Genomic DNA, 21,252 nt, shown 5'->3' with positions numbered 1-21,252 from the left:
GCGCCTAGCGGCCTAACCCGCCGTTTCGCGGGGATCGCCGGCCATCCGCGGCGGCCGCACCACGGTGACGGTACAGGACGCCTCCGAGGCCACCTTGGCCGAGACGCTGCCGAGCAGCGTGCGCTTGAACGAGCTCTGCCGCGCGCCGATGATGACGTGGTCGACCTGGTTGGATTGCGCGAACTCCAGGATTGCGGCGGCGGGATCGACCGCCTCCAGCACATGAGCCGACAGCCGGCTCTCATCCAGCTTGAGCGGCGTCGCCCAGTGCCTGAGTGCCACCAGACGGTCGATGTGCTTATTGGAGCCCTGTTCGTCCAGCATCCGGTCGATCGCAAGCCGGTTCAGCTTGAGCACGTTGACGCAGGCAAGTCGCGCCGACGGCAAGGTGGCGAGGATGCGCTCGGTGGTCACGCGCAGCGCCTCGTTCAGCTCCGACGCGCCCTCCACCGTGTCGAGCGCAACCGCGAGGATCGGGCTGGATGCGATCTGGGCGGCGACATCCGATTTCGCGCGCGGCGCCATGACGCCCTGGTTGAAGCGGCGGCGCCAGGCGACGCTGAGGGGATCGCGTTTCACGCGCTCCGAGCGCGCAGTGAGCTTGACCTGGTCCGGATAAGTCAGATCGAAGGCGAGCTGGGACGCGGTCGGATAGCGCCACACCGGCTCGATCTCCAGACACCGCAACACCACCTCCTGAAGCCAGGGCGGATAGTCCGCGCGGAGCTTCCGCGGCGGATGCGGGTCGCGCCACAGCCGGCGCCGCATCGCGCGCAGCGTCTCGCCCTCCCCAAACGGACGCTCGCCGGTCGTGAAAAAATACAGCAGCACGCCGAGCGAAAACAGATCGCTGCGCGGATCGTCGCGCACGCCGAGCAGCCGCTCGGGTGCCATATAGGGCGCGGTGCCGTAAGGCAGCCGGAATTCCTCCTGCAACAGATCCGGCAAATGGTTGTGATGCGACAAGCCGTAGTCGATCAGCACCGCCTCGCCGGACTCGCGGAACATGATGCTGCTCGGCTTGATGTCGTGATGGATCACGTTCTGCCGGTGCAGATCGGCCAGCGCGGTTGCGATCCTGGCGACGAGCTCGCGCGCCTCGTCATAAGGCAGCGGCAGCTCGGGCAGCCGCTTGTACAGCGTAGCGCCCGGGATGCGCTCGATCACGGCATAGGCCTGGCGGGCGAAGTCGCCGGTGCCGAAGCAGGCCGGCACGTGCGGACCCGCAAGCCGCGGCAGGATCATCATCTCCATCTCGAAAGAGACGATCGCGGCGGGGTCCTCGCCTTCCGACACCCGCGGGATCTTCATCAGCAAGGGCACGTCGATGCCGGGATGGGTGACGGTCCACAGCGTCGCCATGCCGCCGGCATGAACGCATTCGCCGATCGTGTACCCGTCGATCTCCGCACCTGTTTTGACCAGGGGTTTGGGCATCGCCGTCAGCGCCCCTGCAACAGACGGTCGGCGAGCCAAGGCGGCAGGCCGTTGTCGCGGATCCTGCTGGCTGCAGTCTCGACGTCATAGGGTGCGCGGCAATAGGTGATCTCGCAGGAGTCCGTGTCGAACAGCACGAAGGATGCCGACGGATCACCGTCACGGGGCTGGCCGACCGAGCCCAGCACGGCGAGCCATTGCCGCCCGCGCAGGAGCTGCACGGGGACATCGGTCTTCGGCACGAAGCTCGTCATCTTCGCCGTGACAGACATCGAATACAGCGCCGGCCTGTGGACATGGCCGCAGAACGTGACGTGGGCCTTCGTCGCGATCAGGCTCTTGGCGGCGTCCGCGGTCGAGCGGACATAGTGCCAGCGCTGGGGATGAGAGGCTTCCGCGTGCACGAAAAGGCGCCCGTCGTCGTCCACCTGCATCGGCAACTCGGCCAGGAACCGCCGCTGCACGGTGTCGAGCCGGCCGCGGGTCCATTCGATCGCGATCTGCGCCTCGGCGTTCATGGTCTCGGCCGTGGAATTGACGGCCTGGTCATGATTGCCGCGCACCGCGATGGCGCCCTGTGCAACCATCTCCATCGCGGTGTCCACGACCCATTCCGGATCGGCGCCATAGCCGACGAAATCGCCGAGCAGGACGAAGCCTTCCGCGCCTTTCGCACGCGCGAGTTTCAGGCAGGCCTCGAACGCCTGCCTGTTGCCGTGGATATCCGAGAAGACAGCTAGGAGCACGCACCCTCCACCCTCAGACTCTTATTCGAGGCCGAAAAGGCCAAATTGAGGGAAGTCAACAAGATGCGCCAGCACTGGGCCGTTTTCCAGCACTGCTCGGCGGGAATGGTGAAGGGCCTATTGCTCGTCCTTGGGCGGCATCCGGGGTGGCGGGATCGGGGTGAACACCGCGCCTTCCGCGCCGGCCGGCGGGGCAATGAACTCGCCGGTCGAGGAATCGCCGCCGCTGGTCTCCAGGATGGTCTTCGGCGTCACGTATTCCCGGACCATGTCGATCAAGCTGCCGTCGCCGCCGCCGAAATCCGCCGCGCGCCCTCCTTGCGGATGTCCGGCCGCGATCTCGTTCTCGGCGGCGTGGGTCTTGTCGGCCAGCCGGTCATTGTAAGGCACACGAAAGGCCCGCGGAATGCCGCTCGGGCGATTGTCCTCGTCCAGCGCCTCGACCCAGAGGTAGATCGAGCCGGGATCGCCGTCCACCGAATGCGGCTCGACGATGCGGGCCTTCAGGAGCTTGAAGGCGGTCGGCAGCCGGTCGGTGCTGGCCCAGCCGAGCAGCCCACGCATCTCGGTGAAGCTGACGACATAGAATGTGCTAGTCACGACCACGGCGACCGCTTTCAATGACCAATGCAGCCGCGCATAGACCAGCACGACCAGCAGCAATGCGCCGATGACGGCGTAGGCGACCGACAGCGTCAGGATGACAGTCTGCAGGTTAGTCACGGCGGACCCTCGTCGCGTTCCTGCTCACGCCGGTCCTGGGATCGAGATCGGCGCCGTTACGCCAGCTGCTGCGGAACGTCTCCAGCAGCGATTTCGGCCGCTGATCGACATCGACGACCTTGCCTTCCGCATCGATCCGGAATCGGACCGCGGTCTTCTCGTCGCCGGTGTGGTCGAGCGTGAGCTTGTTGTCGAAGATCACCTGCGCGGCCGGATTGAGCTTTTGGACCTTCACACTGGCGGTCACAGGCTCGCCGGTGGTGGCGACGAAATGCGAGACGTTGACAGTGTATTCGCCGGCGAGGATGCCGCGCACGGTGACGATCTCCTCGCGAATGGGCGAGGCGATCTTCTGGCCGTTGACGATGATGAAATTGTTGGCCCCGCCACGGTCGTCGCGGTCGAGCGTGAGGAAGCCGGCCTCGCGGTGGCGATACCAGGCGATGTTGCCGGCGGGATCCTGCACGAACAGGTCGAGATCGTCGGGATGATTGTCCGGCCAGTCCATCGTGATGATGAACTCCGCCTTGGAGTCGATCTTGCCGTCCTTGGCGTCCGGAGAGACCGCGAGCAGCGCGAGGAAAAACAGGAACGCGATGACCTGGAGCGCCTTGAACAGCATCACGCCCAGCGGGTCGAACGGCTCCTCGCGCGGATAGAGACCGAAATCGTCCATCATGACCGCGCACCAGAACCCTTGCGCTCCAGCACCGGCGTCACATAGGTCTCGGTCAACACCACCGCATCCGAGAACAACTGCTGGGTTGCGGAATCCAGCATGTAGTACTGGATGCGGACCAGGATCGAGCCGACGAGGCCGGCCAGCGTCGTGTACATCGCGACCGCCATGCCGTCGCTCATCAGGCCCATCGAGGAGCGCATCGCGACCTTGTCGGCGGCATCCAGCCCCGCGATCGGCGCCAGCATGATGATGAAGCCGATGATGGTGCCGAGCAGGCCCAGCTTCATCAACGTGTCGGAGACGAAGGCTCCGAACCCGTTGGACCCCCGCAAGCGGTCGGCGAGCGTCCGCAGCAGCAGGGTCTGGTCGACCGGGCGGTAGTCCTGCGCGGCGGCCTTGGTCACCAGGCTTTCGATATGGTCGCGCACGAGGCCGCGCGGCAGTTCTGCCGTGCCTGCCTCGAGCGCCTTGCTGCCGCCGGCCGCCGACAGCACCGCGCGGCAGCGCCGCGCCGCCGCCCCCTCCCGCGCGATCGCCCGCGTCCGCAGGAAGCAGTGGCCGCAGGTGAGGATATAGAGGCCCGCGATGACGCTCGAGATGTAGGTGCGGTCCGAGGTCAGCATCAGGTGGATCAGGCCGAACCGCCACAGCAGCACGACGGCGAAGATCGATAGCCCGGTGAAGATCATCCAGAACAGCAATGCGCTGCGCTCGGATGGATCGGCAGCCTCGGGCGCGATTGGTCCAATCGTCATCGAACTCATGCTGCACCGCTCCTGGCTTGCAAGCACCGGCCTGCGACGTCTCCTCACCGATTAGATCAAAGCCGCCGTTTCAGGTCCAAAGACCCATGCCCAGACCGGCTTGGGAAATTTGCCCGAGCTGCAATCCGGACCAGCCCTGCAATTGGCAAGGCGCGGCGGCGTTGTTAGGCTGACCTTATCAAATGTCGGGGGTGATCGCATGCGCCTCGTGCTTCAGCTTGTCGCCCGTCTTCTGCTCATCGTCGTGCTCTGCCTGGGAGCCGCGACCGTGTGGGCCACATTCGACGCCTATCGCAGCGTCGACCGGGCGACCGCCGCCTCCGCCCAGCGGGTCGCGCAGGCGCTTCAGGCGCTGTATTGGCGCGAGCTTTTGTTGCGCAGCAGCAGAGCGCGCGAGCAGCTTGTGCCGGTTCCGGACTGGCGCACGCTGGAGACGATGAAGCTGATCTCGCCTGGCATCTGCGTCGAGTTCCAGCCGGCCGCGGCTTTCGAGAAGCCGCTCTGCGGCCAAAGCGAGGGGCTGGGCGAGACGCCGCCGCGCTGGTTCGCCGCCATCACCTTCCTCGGCAGCCACGCCGAGGCGGTGCGGCCCATCAGCCCGCGCGCCGCGTCCGCCGGCACTGTCGTTGCGACGCCCGATGCCGCCGCCGCGATCTCGCTCGCCTGGGCGTACATCCTCAACGTCATCGACGTGGCGCTGCTGATGGCCGCCGCGATCGCACTGCTCGCTTCGCTCGCCATCGCGCACGCACTTGCGCCGGCGCGCGCGATCGTCGCCGCGCTTCAACGCATGGCGCGCGGTCAATATCGTACGAAACTGCCGCGCTTCCGCTCGATGGAGCTGGCGATGATCGGCAGCGCCGTCGGCGAGCTCGGCGGCCGGCTGGAGGAAGTCACCGAACAGCGCGCGGCGCTGGCGCGGCGCCTGATCGAAATCCGCGACGACGAGCGCCGCGCCCTCGCCCGCGAGCTGCACGACGAGTTCGGGCAGAACCTGTCCGCCATCCTCGCCTTTGCCAACACGATCGAAACGGCGAGCACGAAGCGGAACGAGGACGATGCCATCGCGCAGGACGCACGCATGATCTCGCAGGCCACCCACCATTTGATGGCCTCGCTGCGCGATGCGCTCAAGCGGCTGCGCAATCCGCTGCCCGAGGAGCTCGGGCTCGAAGCCAGCCTCGTCAATCTCGTAGACAGCTGGCGCTCGCACAGCACGGCGCGGCCGGCGATCCAGCTCGATCTCAGGGGCGACCTCACCGACATCAGCGGGCCGGCTGCCACCACGGCCTATCGTGTCGCGCAGGAATGCCTCACCAACGCGCTGCGTCACAGCGCGGCGCGCGAGATCTCACTGCGCGTCGAACGCCGCGCCGGCGAGGACGATGCCCTGCTGATCCGCGTCGAGGACGACGGCGGCGGCGATGCCGAGCGTGTCGCGCAATCGGCCGGCTTCGGCCTGACCGGCATACGCGAGCGCGTCACGGCCGCCGGTGGATCACTGTCGATCCTGCCTGCGAACCGCGGCCTCAGCGTCGCCGCCACCATTCCGCTCGCCGCATGAGGCCGGGATGAGCGAGGTGGCCGCAACAGGCATCGCCGTGCTGCTGGTCGACGACCACCCGATCGTCCGGCAAGGCTATCGGCGCGTGCTGGAAAGCCAGGGCGATCTGCATGTCGTGGCTGAAGCCGACAACGCCGCGGACGCCTATGCTGCCTTCAAGACGCACGACCCCGATGTCGTCCTGCTCGATATCTCGATGCCGGGCGCGAGCGGGCTGGAGGCGATCCGCAACATCCGCGCCCGCAGCCCGCGGGCGCGCATTCTCGTCTTCACCATGCACAACGAGGCCGTCCTAGTGAAGGCGGCCTTCGGCGCGGGCGCGAGCGGCTTCGTCACCAAGAGCAGCGAACCGTCCGCCGTCGTGAACGCCATCCGCAGCGTCGCCCGCGGCGAGCGCGCCATGAGCGACGACATCGCGCATATTCTGGCGGAGGACAGCCTGTCGGCGGGTTCAGTGCTGGATCAACTGGGCGAGCGCGAGATCGAGATCCTGCGCCAGTTCGCCGGCGGCGCCACCACGGAAGAGATCGCGGCGCATCTCAATCTCAGCGTCAAGACGGTGCAGAACTATCACTACCTGATCAAGTCGAAGACCGGCGCCGGCACGGATGCGCAGCTGGTGCGGCTCGCCGCTGCTTGTGGGCTGACGAGGATTTAACGGAGCTGCGTGGCGTGGGTGGCCGGGACAAGCCCGGCCATGACGGGGAAACGTGACTTAAGCCTTCAACCCGCGCAGCAGCAGCGCCAGCGTCGCATCGACGCGCGCGGTCAGATCGGCGTCCTTCCACTCGTCGGCATGGGCGGGATGATGAAAGCGGACGGTCGCATCGAAGATCGCGCGCGCGGTCGCCTTCACGTCGCCAACGGCGAATTCGCCCTGCTTGACGCCGTCGGTCAGGATCGCCGCGATCTGGTCGATCATGGTGTCCTTGTGACACTTGACGGCCGCACAGGCCTCCCGCGCGAGGGTCAGATAAGTGTCGAACATCTCGGGGTCGTCGAGCACGCGCGAACGCTTGGCGGCAAACAGCGTCCGCAGCCAGCGGTCGAGGCGCACGGGCGCCGGCCCCTGCTCCTCTGCGATCGCACGGAGCGGCGCGTCGATGCGGTCGAGCCAGCGCTTGGCAACGGCCTCGCGCAGCGAGGCCTTGCTCGGGAAATGGCGATAGACGCTGCCGTGGCTCACATCGAGCGCACGGGCAACGTCGACCACGGTGGCCTTGGCAAGTCCGTAACGCCTGAGCACGTCCTCGGTGACTTCGAGGATCCGCTCCGGCGTCAAGACAACGGCTTCATTCATGCCAGCACCATATTCCCGTTCAGGGCTCAGTTTCCCGGCAGTAGGGCCACTTCCGAAGCGCCCTTGCCGGTCGTTCGGAAGCCTATGCCTTAATGCGGCAGTTTTGCAGCCTGCGCCGCGATCCGGCGCGCCACCAGCAAATTGAGCCATTGCCCAATCACGCCGGTGAGATTGATGATTTCGGTGGTCATTGTCCTAAGTCTCCATTCGTCCGCGGTCCCCGTTCTTCAACTCGCCTTCCGATCCGAGCTTGTCGGATGTCGGGCTCCCCGGGGCTTGTCGCGGGACGCCCAATCGGAACGTCCGTGGACGGATATACACGTCTCGCTGACAGATTTCAATATCTGTCAGTCAATGATCCGTGATTGACAGCTCCTTTTTGTAGGCTGGCCGGCCCCCTGCTGCCCGGTCGGTGGACAGCCGGGCGCCTCCCGGCCTCCCGCGGCCCAGACCGTTTGTTTCGCCCTGCCCGCTCTGTTACATCACGGCGTAAAAAGCATTCTGGCCGGCGCCCCCTTGCGACCGCCCGCCCACCTTCCTGGAGCCGCCCCAATGATCCCCCGCTATACCCGTCCCGAAATGGCCTCGATCTGGGAACCGCAGACCCGGTTCAAGATCTGGTTCGAGATCGAGGCGCATGCGGCGGACGCCCTGGCCGAACTCGGGACCATCCCCAAGGAGGCCGCCAAAACGGTCTGGGCCAAGGCCAAGAACGCCACCTTCGACGTCGCCCGCATCGACGAGATCGAGCGCGAAACCAAGCACGACGTCATCGCCTTCCTCACCCATCTCGCCGAGATCGTCGGCCCCGAGGCGCGCTTCGTGCACCAGGGCATGACCTCCTCCGACGTGCTCGACACCTGCCTCAACGTCCAGCTCACCCGCGCTGCCGACCTCCTGCTCGCCGACCTCGACAAGGTGCTGGCCGCGCTGAAGAAGCGCGCCTTCGAGCACAAGATGACGCCGACCATCGGGCGCAGCCACGGCATCCATGCCGAGCCGGTGACCTTCGGCCTCAAGCTCGCCTACGCCTATGCCGAATTCACCCGGGCCAAGGAGCGCCTGATCGCGGCGCGGAAGGAAGTCGCGACCTGCGCCATCTCGGGCGCCGTCGGCACCTTCGCGCAGATCGACCCGCGCGTCGAAGAGCATGTCGCGAAAGCCATGGGTCTCGTCCCCGAGCCGATCTCGACCCAGGTGATCCCGCGCGACCGCCACGCGATGTATTTCTCCACCCTCGGCGTGATCGCCTCCTCGATCGAGCGCATTGCGGTCGAGATTCGCCACATGCAGCGCACCGAGGTGCTGGAGGCCGAGGAGTTCTTCTCGGAAGGGCAAAAGGGCTCCTCGGCGATGCCGCACAAGCGCAATCCGGTGCTGTCGGAGAACCTCACCGGCCTCTCCCGCATGGTGCGGGCCTATGTGACGCCGGCGCTGGAGAACGTCGTGCTCTGGCACGAGCGCGACATCTCGCACTCCTCCGCCGAGCGCATGATGGGCCCGGACGCGACCGTGACGCTCGACTTCGCGCTGGTGCGCCTCGCCGGCCTGATCGACAAGCTGCTGGTGTACCCCGCCAACATGCAGAAGAACCTCGACCGCCTCGGCGGCCTCGTGCATTCGCAGCGCGTGCTCCTGGCGCTGACGCAGAAGGGCGCCAGCCGCGAGGACGCCTACAAGCTGGTGCAGCGCAACGCCATGCCGGTCTGGCGCGGCGAAGGCGACTTCCTCCAGCTGCTGAAGAAGGATGCCGAGGTGAAGACCTATCTCACCGACGCCGAGATCGAGGAGCAGTTCGACCTCGGCTATCACCTCAAGCACGTCGACACCATCTTCAAGCGCGTGTTCGGCGAGAGCTGACGAGTTCCGTAGGGCGGATTAGCGAAGCGTAATCCGCCTTCTGTCCCCGGCAACGCGGCGGGTTACGCTACGCTAACCCGCCCTACGAAAAAGACGGAATCCCTCATGCCCATCGTCAACCGCGTTGCCGCCCTCTCCGACGAAATGGCCGCCTGGCGCCATGACCTCCACGAGAACCCCGAACTGCTCTACGAAGTCCACCGCACCGCCGGCATCGTCGCGGACAAGCTCAGGGAGTTCGGCTGCGACGAGGTGGTGACCGGCATCGGCCGCACCGGCGTGGTCGGGGTGATCCGCGGCCGCAAATCGGGCTCCGGCAAGGCCATCGGCCTGCGCGCCGACATGGACGCGCTGCCGATCATGGAGACGTCGGGCGTGCCTTACGCCTCGAAGATCCCGGGCAAGATGCACGCCTGCGGCCATGACGGCCACACCGCGATGCTGCTGGGCGCGGCAAAATATCTCGCCGAGACGCGCAATTTCGACGGCGCGGCCGTGATGATCTTCCAGCCCGCGGAGGAAGGTGGCGGCGGCGGCAAGGCCATGGTCGAGGACGGCTTGATGACGCGCTGGAATATCCAGGAGGTCTACGGCATGCACAACATGCCGGGCCTGCCCGAAGGCCATTTCGCCACCACGCCCGGCCCGATGCTCGCCTCCTCCGACAACATCCAGATCACCGTCCGCGGCAAGGGCGGCCACGCCGGCGCAGGCCCGCACAAATCCGTCGACAGCGTGCTGATCGGTTCGCAGATCGTGAATGCGCTGCAATCGATCGTCGCGCGCAACGTCGACCCGCTGAAGTCGGCGGTGATCTCGATCACGCAATTCCATTCCGGCACCGCCTTCAACATCATCCCGGAGGTCGCCGAGCTCGGCGGCACCGTGCGCACGCTCGACCCCGAGGTGCGCGATCTCGTCGAGCGCCGCATCGGCGAAGTTGCCGACAGCATCGCGCGCGCCTATGGCGGCTCGGCCGAGACGAAGTACTCGCGGATGTATCCGGTGACGATGAACCATGCCCGCGAGGCCGGCCTTGCTGCCGAGGTCGCCCGCGACATCGTCGGCACTGATCGCGTCAACGACAAGTTCATCCCGATGATGGGTGCCGAGGACTTCTCGTTCATGCTGGAAGCACGCCCCGGCGCCATGGTGCTTGTCGGCATGGGCGACGGCAACGAGTGCCACCACCCGGGTTACATTTTCAACGACAACATCCTCGGCCACGGCGCCTCGTTCTGGGCGCGTCTGGTCGAGACGCGGATGCCAGCGGAGTAACACCGTCTCCGCTTGCGGCTTGTAGCCCGGGTGAGCGAAGCGACCCCCGGGAAAGCTACACCGGGTCGTCTCAGTCCGGATATCGCTTCGCTCATCCGGGCCACGATTCAACGCACGTGCCTTACGCCTGCACCACCTCGTGCCGCATCACGAACGGTGCAAGCAGCGCGTGCACCTCGCCCGCAACCGCCTCGCGCTGGTCCTGTGGCAAGCCCGCAAGCGTCACGGTCGCGATCGAGCCGTGGCTGCCGTGGGGACCGACCTTGACCCTGCAATCGATGCCGCGCTCGATGAGCGGAGCCAACACCTTGGTGAACACGCGCTCGGCCGCGTCCCAGCGCAGCTGCGGCTTGAACACCTTGCCGACGCCCGTCACCGGCATCGGATCGATCGGGATGACCTGCACCGGAACGGCGGCGCGTTCCGGCGTGCGCTCGCGCACCCAGGCCTCGAGCTCGCCCGGCTCGACCGTCGCGCCAGGCTTCAGCTGCACGTAGCCCACCGGCAATTCGCCTGCGTAAGCATCCGGCTGACCGACCACAGCGGCGAAGCCGACCGCGGGATGCCTGAACATGATCTCCTCGACCGGCGCAGGATCGATGTTGTGGCCGCCGCGGATCACGAGATCCTTGGCGCGGCCGGTGATCCAGAGATAGCCGTCGGCATCGAGCCGGCCGAGATCGCCGGAATTGACCCAGATCCCGTCGACCAAGGCGCCCTTGTTGTGTTCGTCGTTGAGATAGCCGCCGAACACGCCAGGTCCCGCCATGATGACGACGCCGATCTCGTCCGGCTTGCAGTCCCGGATCAGGCGTCCTTCGGCATCGAGCTGCACGACCCGCACCCGCGCGTAGGGCATCGGCAGACCGACCGAGCCGAGCCGGATCGGCCGGCCCGGATAAGCGAGCGTGTGCACGCTCGAGGTCTCGGTCATGCCATAGACCTCGACCACCGGCAGCTTCAGTTTCTCCTGAATCGCCGAGCCGACCGCAACGGGGATCGCCGAGCCGCCGCCGGCCGCATATTTCAGGCTCGAGATATCCGCATTCCCCGGAGGCACCCCAAGCGTCGCGGCGAGCACGGTCGGCACGCTCGACAGGGCTTCGGGCTTGAAGCGCTCGACGAGCTGCCAGATGTTCTTCACCGCGTTCGGGTTGCGCCAGCCGCTCGGCGACAGCACCACCAGCGAGCCCCCGCCCGACAGCGTGGTCAGCACCTGGGTCAGCGATCCACCGACATGAAACAGCGGCATGCCGAACAGCAAGTTGGTGCCGGGCTTGCCCTTCAGCAGCAGATTGAGCGCCCAGGCCTGATAGACTTGGTTGGCATGGGTGTGCCGCACCAGCTTGGGCGTCCCCGTGGTGCCGCCGGTATGGAAATAGGCGGCGATGTCGCTGCCGCGGATCTGGCGTCCGCTGACGAGCCGGTCGGCCGGCTGCTGCTTGATCAGGTCGCTGAAGGCAAAGATGCCCTTGGCCGGATCCCCGCCCCCGAACACCTGCACGATCGCCTTGAGATGCTTCAATTGCGGTCTGATCTGCTCGACCTTCTGCCAGATGTCGGTGCCCGGCATCGGCCCGAGCGCGACCAGGATCTTGGTGTTCGCGGCCTCCAGGATCTCCGCGATCTGGTGCGGCTCGAGCAGCGGATTGACGGGGTTGGCGATGCCGGCAGCCTCCGCGCCGAACAGCGTGACGAACGCATCCGGCACCAGCGGCAACATGAAGCTGATGACGTCGCCCTTCTCGGCGCCGAGCGCGTGAAACATGTTGGCGGCCTGCGTGACGCGCGCGATGAAATCGCGATGCGTGACGACCAGTGGCGTGTCGGCGGGATCGGCGTTTTGCAGGAACCGGATCGCCGCCCCGTCGGGGTTGCGCTCGGCACCGAGCCTGATCGCGTCATAGGTGCTCTCGGCCGCGACGCGGTCGGCATAGGGGACCTGCTCGAACGCCCGGACCTCCTCGTCTGTCAAAAGCTCCGGATAGTCGTTGCCGATCAACCGATCGAGCGCGTGGATGCCCACCATGAAATTCCGTCCTCCCTCAGATGCATGTCCCCACCAATATCTTTTTGACATTTTGGTTCGGCGAGGCCTCGGCCGCTGACCGGCCGAGCACACATACAATGGTGGATGATTTGGCATTCGTCCATGGCCGGCAAGCACACCGACCGAGAGCGGCAGGCCTAAACTGTCACTCCCGCGCGGTCTTCATCCTTCCGATCAACAGGTCCGCAACCAGTTCGCACGAGGGCGACAAGATGCGGCCGCCGAGCTGCACCAAGGTCACTTGCGTCGCTTCCAGCCGCTTGTCCCGCAACGGAACGGCGACCAACCGGCCGGCTTCGATCGACGGCATGGCGGTATCGCGCGGCAGGAAAGTCGCGAGGTCCGTGCGCGCAGCCAGCGTCTGCGCAAACGCCAGCGAGTTCGTCTCGTTGCAGATCTCCAGCCGCACCTTGGCATTGGTGCAGGCACGATCGATCTCCTGACGGATGCCGAAGGATGGGTCGGGCACGACCACGCGCAGACCTGCGAGTTCCTGGACGGAGCAACTCTCGCGGTAGGCCAATGAGTGTTTCGGCGACACGATCAGGCACAGCGACTGCCGCATGCGCGCAAGCTCGATCAGCTCGCGGCGCGGCGCGCGTCCGAACACCATCCCGAGATCGACTTCGCCGCGGCTGACCATGTCGGCGACCGCGCGCGAGCCAACCACCGTCATCGAGGTCGAAATGCCGGGATAATCCACAGAAAGATCAATGACGAAGTTGGACAGGAAGTTCATCACCATGCCCTCGACGGCGGCGAACTTAACCTGGCCGCGACGCATCGTCTCGAATTCCTGCACCTTGACGCGGATGCTGTCGAGTTGCTGGCGGCTCTCCGCTGCATAGCGATAGAGCAGCCGGCCGGCGTCGGTCAGCACCATGCCCCGCGCTCCCCGTTCGAACAGCTTGACCGACAACTCCTCCTCGAGCGCCTGGACCTGCCGGCTGATCGCGCTCGGCGCGATCCGGAGAGCCATGGCGGCCCGCTTGATCGAGCCGCTCTCGGTGACTTCTCGGAAATATCGAATGGCGGCGGACTCGACCACAGGCGGGGCTCCCCTCTCCAGCCGGTGAAAAGCTTTGCCTAAAGGGACGGCAAGGGCTGACTAGTGTTCTAATTATTCGATTTAAGATCTCTAATTTCAATGCTTTTATTCGAACGGCAGATTTGTCATGCTCGATCCCAGAGAGACCGCCATGGAGAATTGCTGAGATGAATCAGTCGTGGGTTGCTCGCCGCATGCGTCATTACGCCCTTCTGGGCGCCGCCTCGCTTGCACTGGGGGCTCAGCTCTCGCCTGCATCGGCAGAGGACGTCATCCGCTTCGGCGCACCCCTGCCGATCACCGGCGCGTTGGCGCCCGAGGCGGTCAAGCAGCAGCAGGGCTATGATCTCTGGGCCGAGGAGGCCAACAAGGCCGGCGGCATCTCCGTCGGCGGCAAGAAGTACAAGGTGCAGATCGTCTACGCCGACTACCAGTCGAACACCCCCCGCGCGGTGCAGGCCACCGAGCAGATGATCGCCCAGGACAACGTGAACTTCATGTTCGGCCCGTTCGGCTCAGGCGCGGCGAAGGCTGCCTCCACCGTATCCGAGAAATACAAGATGCCGACGCTCGCCGCGACCGCGTCGTCATCGCAGGTCTACGACCAGGGTTACAAGTACCTGTTCGGGACCTTCACGCCGAATGACACCCTCACCACCCCGCTGTCCAAGATCATCAAGGCCAAGGTGCCTGATGTGAAGAAGGTCGCCATCCTCGCCCGCAACGACCTCTTCCCGCTCGCCATCGCGCAGGAGATGGAGAAATCGGCCAAGGCGGAAGGTTACGAGGTCGTCTACTTCGAGAAATACGCCATCGGCACGCTGGATCACTCTGCCACCCTGTCGCAGATCAAGTCGCGGAGCCCGCAATGGATCTTCGTCACCGGCTACATCAACGACCTGCTGCTCGTTCGCAAGCAGATGGTTGACCAGCAGATCAAGGCGCCTGTCGTGTCGATGATTGCCGGTCCCGCCTATCAGGAATTCATCGACGCGCTCGGACCTGCGGCCGAGAACGTCTCCAGCGCCGCCTGGTGGCATCCTGCCGAGCGATATGAAGGCAAGGACATCTTCGGCACGACGTCGAATTTCGTGAAGCTGTTCAAGGCCAAGTACAATAGCGAGCCGGATTACGGCCAGGCCTCCGCCGCGCTCTGCGGCGCGCTGTTCCAGATGGCGATCGAAAAGGCCGGCTCGCTCGATCGCGACAAGGTCCGCGACGAGCTCGCCAAGCTCGATGTCGTCACCTTCTTCGGCCCGGTGAAATTCGGCACCAACGGCCAGATCAACTCGCTCGAGCCGCCTGTCTTCCAGCTTCAGGGCGGCAAGCCGGTGGTGCTGTTTCCGCAGGCCATCCAGCAGGGCGACCTGAAGATCGGCGTGAACTGAGCCACGCCGCCACTCATGCAAGCAGCCCAGATCCTCATCAACGCGCTCGTACTGGGCTGCCTCTATGCCTGCATCGCGATCGGCTTCTCGCTGGTCTGGGGCGTCCTCAACGTCATTAACCTGATCCACGGCTCGTTCATCGTGCTCGGGGCCTATCTCGCGCTCGGGCTCTACAACAGCCTGCACGTCTCGCCCTGGTACGCCGTGCTCCTCGCAGCGCCGCTCTTCTTCGTGTTCGGCTATCTCCTGCAGCGGCTGATCCTCAACCGCGTGATCACGGCCCCCGTGCTGGTCACGCTGACGCTGACCTTTGGCCTCGACCTGATCCTCAACAACGCGATGATCTATTTCTTCAAGGCCGATTATCGCAAGCTGACGCTGACGCCGTCCCTGGGTTCAGTTTCGATTCTAGACGTCGTCGTGCCGGTCGACCGCCTGATCGCGACGGCGGCGGCGCTGGCACTCACCGGCCTGCTCTACATCCTGTTGCGTCGGTCGCGGATCGGCCGCGCCATCGTCGCAGTGCGTCTCGATCGCGACGCCGCCGTGCTGATGGGTGTGAACGTCCCCTCGATCTACGCCATCGCCTTCGGCCTCGGAGCAGCACTCGCAGGCTGCGCCGGCGTGCTGATGGCGCTGATCTTCCCGATCTCACCGTTGACGTCATCGGCCTATCTCGGCAAGGCCTTCGTGGTCTGCGTGCTCGGAGGCCTCGGCAGCGTCTCCGGCGCGCTCGCCGGCGGACTATTGCTGGCGCTGGTCGAGGGCGTGGGCTCGACCTTTTTCGGCCCGGCGCATGCGACCACGCTGTCGTTCGTCCTGCTCATCGTTTTCCTGATCGTGCGGCCTCAGGGACTGGTCGGCCGGAAGGGCTTTGAATGACGACCCGGACCAACATCGCGCTGCTGATCCTCGTTGCATGCATCGCCGCGCTGCCGCTGTTCGGAGGCGCCTATGCACTGCGGCTCGGCACCATCGCCTGCCTCTATGCGGTGCTGGCACTGTCCTGGAACATCGTCGGCGGGCTCGCCGGTTATCCGTCCTTCGCAACGGCCGCCTTCTTCGGTTACGGCGCCTATGCCGCCGGTGTCCTGCTCGGTCTTGGATGGCCGCTGTGGGCGGCGGTCGCGTTTGCCGCGCTGAGCGTGCTCGTCGCGGCCGGTATTCTCGGCGCCGTGCTGCTGCGTCTGCGCGGACACTATTTTGCGATCGCCAGCCTCTCGCTCGCCGAAGTGCTGCGCGAGCTCGTCAACAACGCCACCGATCTCACCGGCGGCGGCATGGGCCTCAATATCCCGCTCGCGGCCGGTGCCGGCATCCTGGCGGAGGCTACCTACTTCTTCTACGCGATGTGGGGCGTGCTGCTCGCAACCGCGGCGATGGCCATCATCGTCAGCGGCTCGAAACTTGGCTTCGCACTCGCCTGCATCAGGCAGAACGAGACCGCCTCCAGCATGGTCGGGCTCAACACGACGCTCTACAAGGCCGTGGCGTTTGGCCTGTCAGCCTGCTTCGTCAGCGCGGCCGGCGGCATCTATGCCGCCTGGGTCCATTACATCGATCCTTCCGACGTGTTCGACGTGCTCTACTCCGTCAAGCCGATCGTCATGGCGCTGATGGGAGGGCTCGGCTCGCCTCTCGGGGTCGCATGCGGCGCCTTCCTCTATCTCGGCCTCGAGGAGGTGGTGTGGCGCAACTACATCCAGATCCACACCGGTGTCCTCGGCCTGCTCATCGTGGTCCTGCTGCTGTTCCTGCCGCACGGGTTGAGTTCGCTAAGCGCCGCTCATCTGTGGCGGAAGGTGAAGCATGTCTGAGCTGCTCCGCCTCGAAGGCGTGTCGCGCCATTTCTCCGGCCTGCAGGCGCTGCGCGAGGTCACGTTGTCGGTCTCAAGAGGCGAGGTGCTCGGCCTGATCGGCCCAAACGGCGCCGGCAAGACCACGCTGGTGAACACGATATGCGGGGTCACACCCGCCAGTTCCGGCACCGTGACCTTCGACGGCCACGACATCACGCGCATCAAGACCTATCAGGCCGCCCGCTTCGGCCTGTCGCGGACCTTCCAGATCGTGCAACCCTTCTCCGAGTTCACCGCGCTCGACAATGTCGCGGCCGCCGCACTGTTCTCGCAGCCCGGCGCCAGCCTCAAGGGAGCACGCGATGCGGCGCGCGCGCATCTCGCCTTCGTCGGGCTCGAGGCGCAGGCTTCGCAGCCCGCCGCGACCCTGACCCTTGCGATGCGCAAGCGGCTCGAGCTCGCCAAGGCGCTCGCGATGAAGCCGAAGCTGCTGTTCCTCGATGAGGTCAACGCCGGCCTCAACAGCGCCGAGATCGAGCGCGCCACCAAGCTGATTCACGAACTCGCGGCCGGCGGCATCACTATCGTGATGATCGAGCATCTCATGAAGGTTGTGCTCAACGTCTGCACGCGAATCGTGGTGCTGCACAACGGGACGCCGATTGCCGACGGCGCGCCGCGCGAGGTAATCAGCAATCCGGCGGTGGTCGAAGCCTATCTCGGGCAGAAATATGCGCAGCGGAGCGCCGGCCATGGCTAGCTCGCTCATCCTGGAGACCACGGGGCTGTGCGCCGGCTATGGCGAAATCCAGGTGCTCTGGGGCATCGACATTGCCGTGCGTCGCGGCGAGATCACTGCGCTGATCGGCTCCAACGGCGCCGGCAAATCCACCCTGATGCGCGTGCTCTCCGGCCTGATCCCGATGGCCGCAGGCAACTGCTTCTCGGAAGGCCGCGACTTCACCGGCGACAGTGCGGCCGAGATTCTCGCTCATGGCATCGTGCACGTCCCGGAAGGACGGCGACTGTTCGGCGCCATGAGCGTCGAGGAAAACCTGCTGATGGGCGCGTACCTGCGCAAGGACGGCCGGGCTGCAGTCAGTCGCGATCTCGACCAGGTCTACGCCACCTTCCCGCGGCTCCACGAACGCCGCCGCCAGGCCGCCGCGACGCTGTCGGGCGGCGAGCAGCAGATGTGCGCGATCGGCCGCGGCCTGATGAGCGCACCTCTGCTGCTGATGATCGACGAACTGTCACTGGGGCTTTCGCCGCTGCTGGTCGAGCAACTCGTGGCAGCGCTCCGCGCCCTCAACGCCAACGGCACTTCGATCCTGCTGGTGGAGCAGGATGTCACCACCGCGCTCGATCTGTGTCACCATGCGTTCGTCATGGACATGGGGCGTATCGTTCGCGCGGGATCCGGCCCGGAGTTGCTCGCAGATCCCATCGTGCGCGACGCCTATCTCGGCGTGCTCCAGGAATAAGCGAGCGAGTCAGCGCGTCACCAAATCGTTCGATCCAGATCCGTCAAGAAGAGGCAACATGATCAACACCGTCGAAGCCCCCAACAGCGGCTACCGTTTCATGCCGGGCGTCAGTCAATATTCCTGCGGCATCGGTGCCCTGCCCGGCTTTTCGATCGAGCGCATCCGCTTCGCCGAGCCGGTGCCGCTGAAAGCGGGTTTTGCACGCATCGCCGACATTCTGAAGCAGGCGAGCCGGCCCTTGACGGCGTTCGGCGCCTGCGAACTGCGCTCGCCCGAGCCGTTCACCGAGGAAGGGTTCAAGGCGTTCAACGAGATCTACATCAAGACGTTGATCGAATGGGGTATCATGAAGGACGGCCTCAATCCGGTCGCGCGCAGCAACGTCTGTCCGGAGATCGACCCACCAGCTGAACCGAGCTTTCACGCGTTCTGCTTCACCGTACCGGCCAAGGATGCGCCCCCCTCCTTCGTCATCGCCGGTAGCGGCGAATCCGTCGAAGGCAAGGCCAATTATCGCGACCACACGGTTCGGCTCGGCGACACCAGCCCCGAAGGCATGCTCGAGAAGGCCAAGTTCGTGCTCGGCGAGATGGAGCGCCGGATGAGCGCCTTCGGCGGCACCTGGCGCGACACCACCGGCGTCCAGGTCTACACTGTCCACGACATTCACCCGTTCCTCTCCAGCGAACTCGGCCGGCGCGGCGCGGCACGCCACGGCGTGACCTGGCATTTGAATCGGCCGCCGGTCGTCGGCCTCGACTATGAAATGGACTGCCGCTGCGTTCACAACGAGCGGGTGATCTAGGGGACAGGCAGATTCCGGGGCTGCCGCCTCGCGGCAGGCGGATTGAACCTCCTCGTACGATCGCGGGACCAAAGACTGGCGGCAGGCGTGGCCGCCAGCTCCCGGCCGCGAGATGCGAGGATACCATGACCCAGCTCCTGCGGAGCAGGACCATACGACTGATGGCAGCGCTCGCCACGACCTGGGCGATCGCCATGCCCGACGCAACACTTGCCGACAGTCAGCTCGACAAGATGCGCGCCAAGATCGCGGCCCTTGTCGGCGACAAGATGGAAAAGCTCGGCGGCTCACGCATCGTCTACAAGGTGGACAGCGACGGTTTGCGCGAGAGCGTCGTCACGGATTTGCGCGACGACGTTTACAGGACGCTGCGCGAGGGCCGAATCGCGTTCTCCGGACTTGCCATCCGCGACGGCGGCGTCGACGTAAAGATCGCGGACGCCAAGGGCCGCGAACAGCTCACGCGCAAGCTCGCCGCGGCGGCGGAAGGATTGCCCGCCCATGCGCTCACCGTAACCGATGGCGGAGATGGGCTGCTCAGGCTCGCCCCGACCGATGCCGCCGCCGGCGCGCGGCTACGCGATCTCGTCGAGGATTCCATCGCGATGATCGAGCAGCGCCTCAAGGACGCCGGCGTCAAACTGGCCAGCGTTCAGCCCGAGGGGACGGACCGCATTCGCATCTTCCTGCCGGGCGTGATGGAGCCCGAGCCGATCACCGCGATCTTCGCCAGAAAGGTCAAGGTCGGCTTCCGCCTGATCGACCTCTCGATGCCCGCGGAGCAGGCGCAGTCGGGCACGCCGCCGGCGGGCACGGAAGTCCTGCTCGGCTTCAAGGACAAGGTTCCTTATCTCGTCGCCAAGGACAGCGCACTCGAGGGCTCCGACATCAGCTATGCCGGCCCGGGATTCAGCGCTGGCAGCAAGGAACCGATTGCCTCGTTCCGCTTCAACGGCCGTGGCACCCGGCGCTTCGCCCACATTACGGCAGAGAACGTCGGCAAGCCCTTTGCCATCGTGCTCGACGACAAGGTGATCTCCGCTCCCGTGATCCGCGAGCCCATCACCGGCGGATCGGGGCAGATTGCCGGCAACTTCACCCTGGAAGAGGCCAACAGCGTCGCCATGCTGCTGCGCGCCGGTTCGCTGCCGGGACGCCTTGGCCTGGTCGAACAGCAGGCCGTGCCGCCCTCCGCCAAGCCGTGAGCGACGGCCGCTCTCGTCGTCCGCGCCCGTCCGCGGCGCCGAAACCCGCAAGGCCGCCCCGAATCACGGCCGCTTCGGCCCGGCGCGCAACCATCGGGCAATTGCCGAAACGCCTGATCGGGCTAGAATTTGCCTCTTGCGGCACGATGGCCGGAAGCGTCATTCAAGCGGTCGTCATCCGATTTCGGCTATACGGGTGCCGACCAGGACTGAATGCCTTACGTGGGGTTAGTACCATGCCGTCCGGCAGCGCAGACGTTTCGTCGATCCTCGACCGCATCCTCGATGCGGCAACGGACAATCTCAGGATCGCGAAAATCCTGGTCCAGATGGGCCTCGACCCTGAAAACGTCACCTACGACGCGATCTTCAATCGGCTCTTGGAGATCTTCGTCCACAACATCACACTCGCCAATCTGTTCGCTGTGGTCGGGGCAGTCTTCTTCGTTGCCACCCTCTTGATGCGGACCATGGTGCCGCTGCGCGTCGCCAACATGATCGGCTGCGCGTTCTTTGCTCTTTTCGGCGCGCTCTCGGCCAACGTCGCGACGTTCCTGCTATATCTCCTGATGCTTCCGATCAACGCATTGCGCCTGCGGCAGATGCTCAAGCTGGTCAAGAAGGCGCGCCATGCGGCCGAAGGCGACATGTCGATGGAATGGCTCAAGCCGTTCATGACCGAGCGCAAATATCGGCGCGGCGACACCCTATTCAAGCTGCGCGATCCCGCCAAGGAGATGTTCCTTACGGTCACCGGCAAGTTCCTCGTCAAGGAGATCAACGTCGAGATCGGGCCCGGCGCGCTGATGGGCGAGCTCGGCTTCCTCACGCCGGACAACCGGCGCACGGGGACGGTCGAATGCATCGAAGACGGACAGGTGCTGACGATCACCTATGACCGGCTGCTCGAGATCTACTTTCAGGATCCGCAGTTCGGCTATTACTTCCTGGTGCTGACCAGCCAGCGCCTCCTGCAGAACATCGATCGCCTGCAGAAGCAGCTGGCAGCCGAGCGCGCAGCGACCACCAACCGGATCGCGTGAAGGTTGCACGGCCGCGTGACGCGGGCCTCCGTAGCTTCGCGGGGACCGCCGCAAAACCGCCCCAAAAACTGAA

General features: G+C 65.5%; 20 protein-coding genes. 12 read left to right on the top strand and 8 right to left on the bottom strand.

Going from position 1 to position 21,252, the window contains the following annotated elements:
• Positions 1–12: 12 nt before the first annotated feature.
• From AC3WLX_RS20890 to AC3WLX_RS20870, 5 genes are all read right to left on the bottom strand, one after another.
• Positions 13–1,437, bottom strand: coding sequence for a serine/threonine protein kinase (locus tag AC3WLX_RS20890; RefSeq protein ID WP_492337414.1), 1,425 nt, complete (start codon positions 1,435–1,437; stop codon positions 13–15).
• Between the two features lie 5 nt (positions 1,438–1,442).
• The gene (locus AC3WLX_RS20885; protein ID WP_492337413.1) at positions 1,443–2,183 is read right to left on the bottom strand and encodes a metallophosphoesterase family protein; all 741 of its coding nucleotides are present in this window, start codon (positions 2,181–2,183) and stop codon (positions 1,443–1,445) included.
• Between the two features lie 117 nt (positions 2,184–2,300).
• The gene (locus AC3WLX_RS20880) at positions 2,301–2,906 is read right to left on the bottom strand and encodes a hypothetical protein (protein WP_492337412.1); all 606 of its coding nucleotides are present in this window, start codon (positions 2,904–2,906) and stop codon (positions 2,301–2,303) included.
• A complete protein-coding gene (locus AC3WLX_RS20875) occupies positions 2,899–3,585 on the bottom strand; it encodes a DUF2135 domain-containing protein (protein ID WP_492337411.1) in 687 nt (228 codons plus the stop codon). The genes AC3WLX_RS20880 and AC3WLX_RS20875 overlap by 8 nt, the downstream gene beginning before the upstream one ends.
• Positions 3,582–4,352 (bottom strand): MotA/TolQ/ExbB proton channel family protein, encoded by a 771-nt coding sequence (locus AC3WLX_RS20870; RefSeq protein ID WP_492337410.1) that lies wholly within the window; start codon positions 4,350–4,352, stop codon positions 3,582–3,584. Before AC3WLX_RS20870 ends, AC3WLX_RS20875 begins: the two co-directional genes overlap by 4 nt.
• 199 nt (positions 4,353–4,551) lie before the next feature.
• On the opposite strand from AC3WLX_RS20870, the gene AC3WLX_RS20865 reads away from it, so the two are divergent.
• Together AC3WLX_RS20865 and AC3WLX_RS20860 are read left to right on the top strand one after the other, a co-directional pair.
• Positions 4,552–5,916 (top strand): sensor histidine kinase, encoded by a 1,365-nt coding sequence (locus AC3WLX_RS20865; protein WP_492337409.1) that lies wholly within the window; start codon positions 4,552–4,554, stop codon positions 5,914–5,916.
• 7 nt (positions 5,917–5,923) lie between these two features.
• Positions 5,924–6,574, top strand: coding sequence for a response regulator (locus AC3WLX_RS20860; protein WP_492337408.1), 651 nt, complete (start codon positions 5,924–5,926; stop codon positions 6,572–6,574).
• A 57-nt stretch (positions 6,575–6,631) separates the two neighbouring features.
• On the opposite strand, the gene AC3WLX_RS20855 is transcribed toward AC3WLX_RS20860, so the two are convergent.
• Entirely contained in the window at positions 6,632–7,216 is a 585-nt protein-coding gene (locus tag AC3WLX_RS20855) for a TetR/AcrR family transcriptional regulator (protein WP_492337407.1), read from the bottom strand.
• 552 nt (positions 7,217–7,768) lie between these two features.
• On the opposite strand from AC3WLX_RS20855, the gene purB reads away from it, so the two are divergent.
• On the top strand, positions 7,769–9,076 hold the full coding sequence (purB, locus tag AC3WLX_RS20850; protein WP_492337406.1) for an adenylosuccinate lyase: 1,308 nt from the start codon (positions 7,769–7,771) through the stop codon (positions 9,074–9,076).
• Positions 9,077–9,181: 105 nt separating this feature from the next.
• Positions 9,182–10,354: a M20 aminoacylase family protein gene (locus AC3WLX_RS20845; RefSeq protein ID WP_492337405.1), complete on the top strand. Its 1,173-nt coding sequence runs from the start codon at positions 9,182–9,184 to the stop codon at positions 10,352–10,354.
• A gap of 121 nt (positions 10,355–10,475) precedes the next feature.
• Here AC3WLX_RS20845 and AC3WLX_RS20840 read toward each other — a convergent pair whose 3' ends face one another.
• Both AC3WLX_RS20840 and AC3WLX_RS20835 read right to left on the bottom strand, forming a co-directional pair.
• Positions 10,476–12,383: an acyl-CoA synthetase gene (locus tag AC3WLX_RS20840; protein WP_492337404.1), complete on the bottom strand. Its 1,908-nt coding sequence runs from the start codon at positions 12,381–12,383 to the stop codon at positions 10,476–10,478.
• A gap of 166 nt (positions 12,384–12,549) precedes the next feature.
• Positions 12,550–13,452 (bottom strand): LysR family transcriptional regulator, encoded by a 903-nt coding sequence (locus AC3WLX_RS20835; protein WP_492337403.1) that lies wholly within the window; start codon positions 13,450–13,452, stop codon positions 12,550–12,552.
• Positions 13,453–13,646: 194 nt separating this feature from the next.
• On the opposite strand from AC3WLX_RS20835, the gene AC3WLX_RS20830 reads away from it, so the two are divergent.
• The 8 genes from AC3WLX_RS20830 (at position 13,647) to AC3WLX_RS20795 (ending at position 21,179) form a co-directional block, all read left to right on the top strand.
• Positions 13,647–14,840, top strand: a complete 1,194-nt coding sequence (locus AC3WLX_RS20830; RefSeq protein ID WP_492337402.1) for an amino acid ABC transporter substrate-binding protein — start codon at positions 13,647–13,649, stop codon at positions 14,838–14,840.
• A gap of 15 nt (positions 14,841–14,855) precedes the next feature.
• Entirely contained in the window at positions 14,856–15,722 is an 867-nt protein-coding gene (locus AC3WLX_RS20825) for a branched-chain amino acid ABC transporter permease (protein ID WP_492337401.1), read from the top strand.
• Positions 15,719–16,657, top strand: coding sequence for a branched-chain amino acid ABC transporter permease (locus AC3WLX_RS20820; RefSeq protein WP_492337400.1), 939 nt, complete (start codon positions 15,719–15,721; stop codon positions 16,655–16,657). Before AC3WLX_RS20825 ends, AC3WLX_RS20820 begins: the two co-directional genes overlap by 4 nt.
• On the top strand, positions 16,650–17,399 hold the full coding sequence (locus AC3WLX_RS20815; protein ID WP_492337399.1) for an ABC transporter ATP-binding protein: 750 nt from the start codon (positions 16,650–16,652) through the stop codon (positions 17,397–17,399). The genes AC3WLX_RS20820 and AC3WLX_RS20815 overlap by 8 nt, the downstream gene beginning before the upstream one ends.
• Entirely contained in the window at positions 17,392–18,123 is a 732-nt protein-coding gene (locus AC3WLX_RS20810; RefSeq protein WP_492337398.1) for an ABC transporter ATP-binding protein, read from the top strand. The genes AC3WLX_RS20815 and AC3WLX_RS20810 overlap by 8 nt, the downstream gene beginning before the upstream one ends.
• Before the next feature lie 58 nt (positions 18,124–18,181).
• Entirely contained in the window at positions 18,182–18,931 is a 750-nt protein-coding gene (gene cnbZ, locus AC3WLX_RS20805; protein ID WP_492337397.1) for a 2-amino-5-chloromuconate deaminase CnbZ, read from the top strand.
• A gap of 125 nt (positions 18,932–19,056) precedes the next feature.
• Complete coding sequence (locus AC3WLX_RS20800; protein WP_492337396.1) at positions 19,057–20,136, top strand: SecDF P1 head subdomain-containing protein; 1,080 nt, start codon at positions 19,057–19,059, stop codon at positions 20,134–20,136.
• Between the two features lie 236 nt (positions 20,137–20,372).
• A complete protein-coding gene (locus tag AC3WLX_RS20795) occupies positions 20,373–21,179 on the top strand; it encodes a Crp/Fnr family transcriptional regulator (RefSeq protein ID WP_492337395.1) in 807 nt (268 codons plus the stop codon).
• The last annotated feature ends 73 nt before the right edge of the window (positions 21,180–21,252 follow it).

It is taken from the genome of Bradyrhizobium sp. FW305-F6 (genome assembly GCF_058782905.1).
Note: the sequence above shows the minus strand (reverse complement) of the source record. Positions and strands in the feature narration are given on the sequence as shown.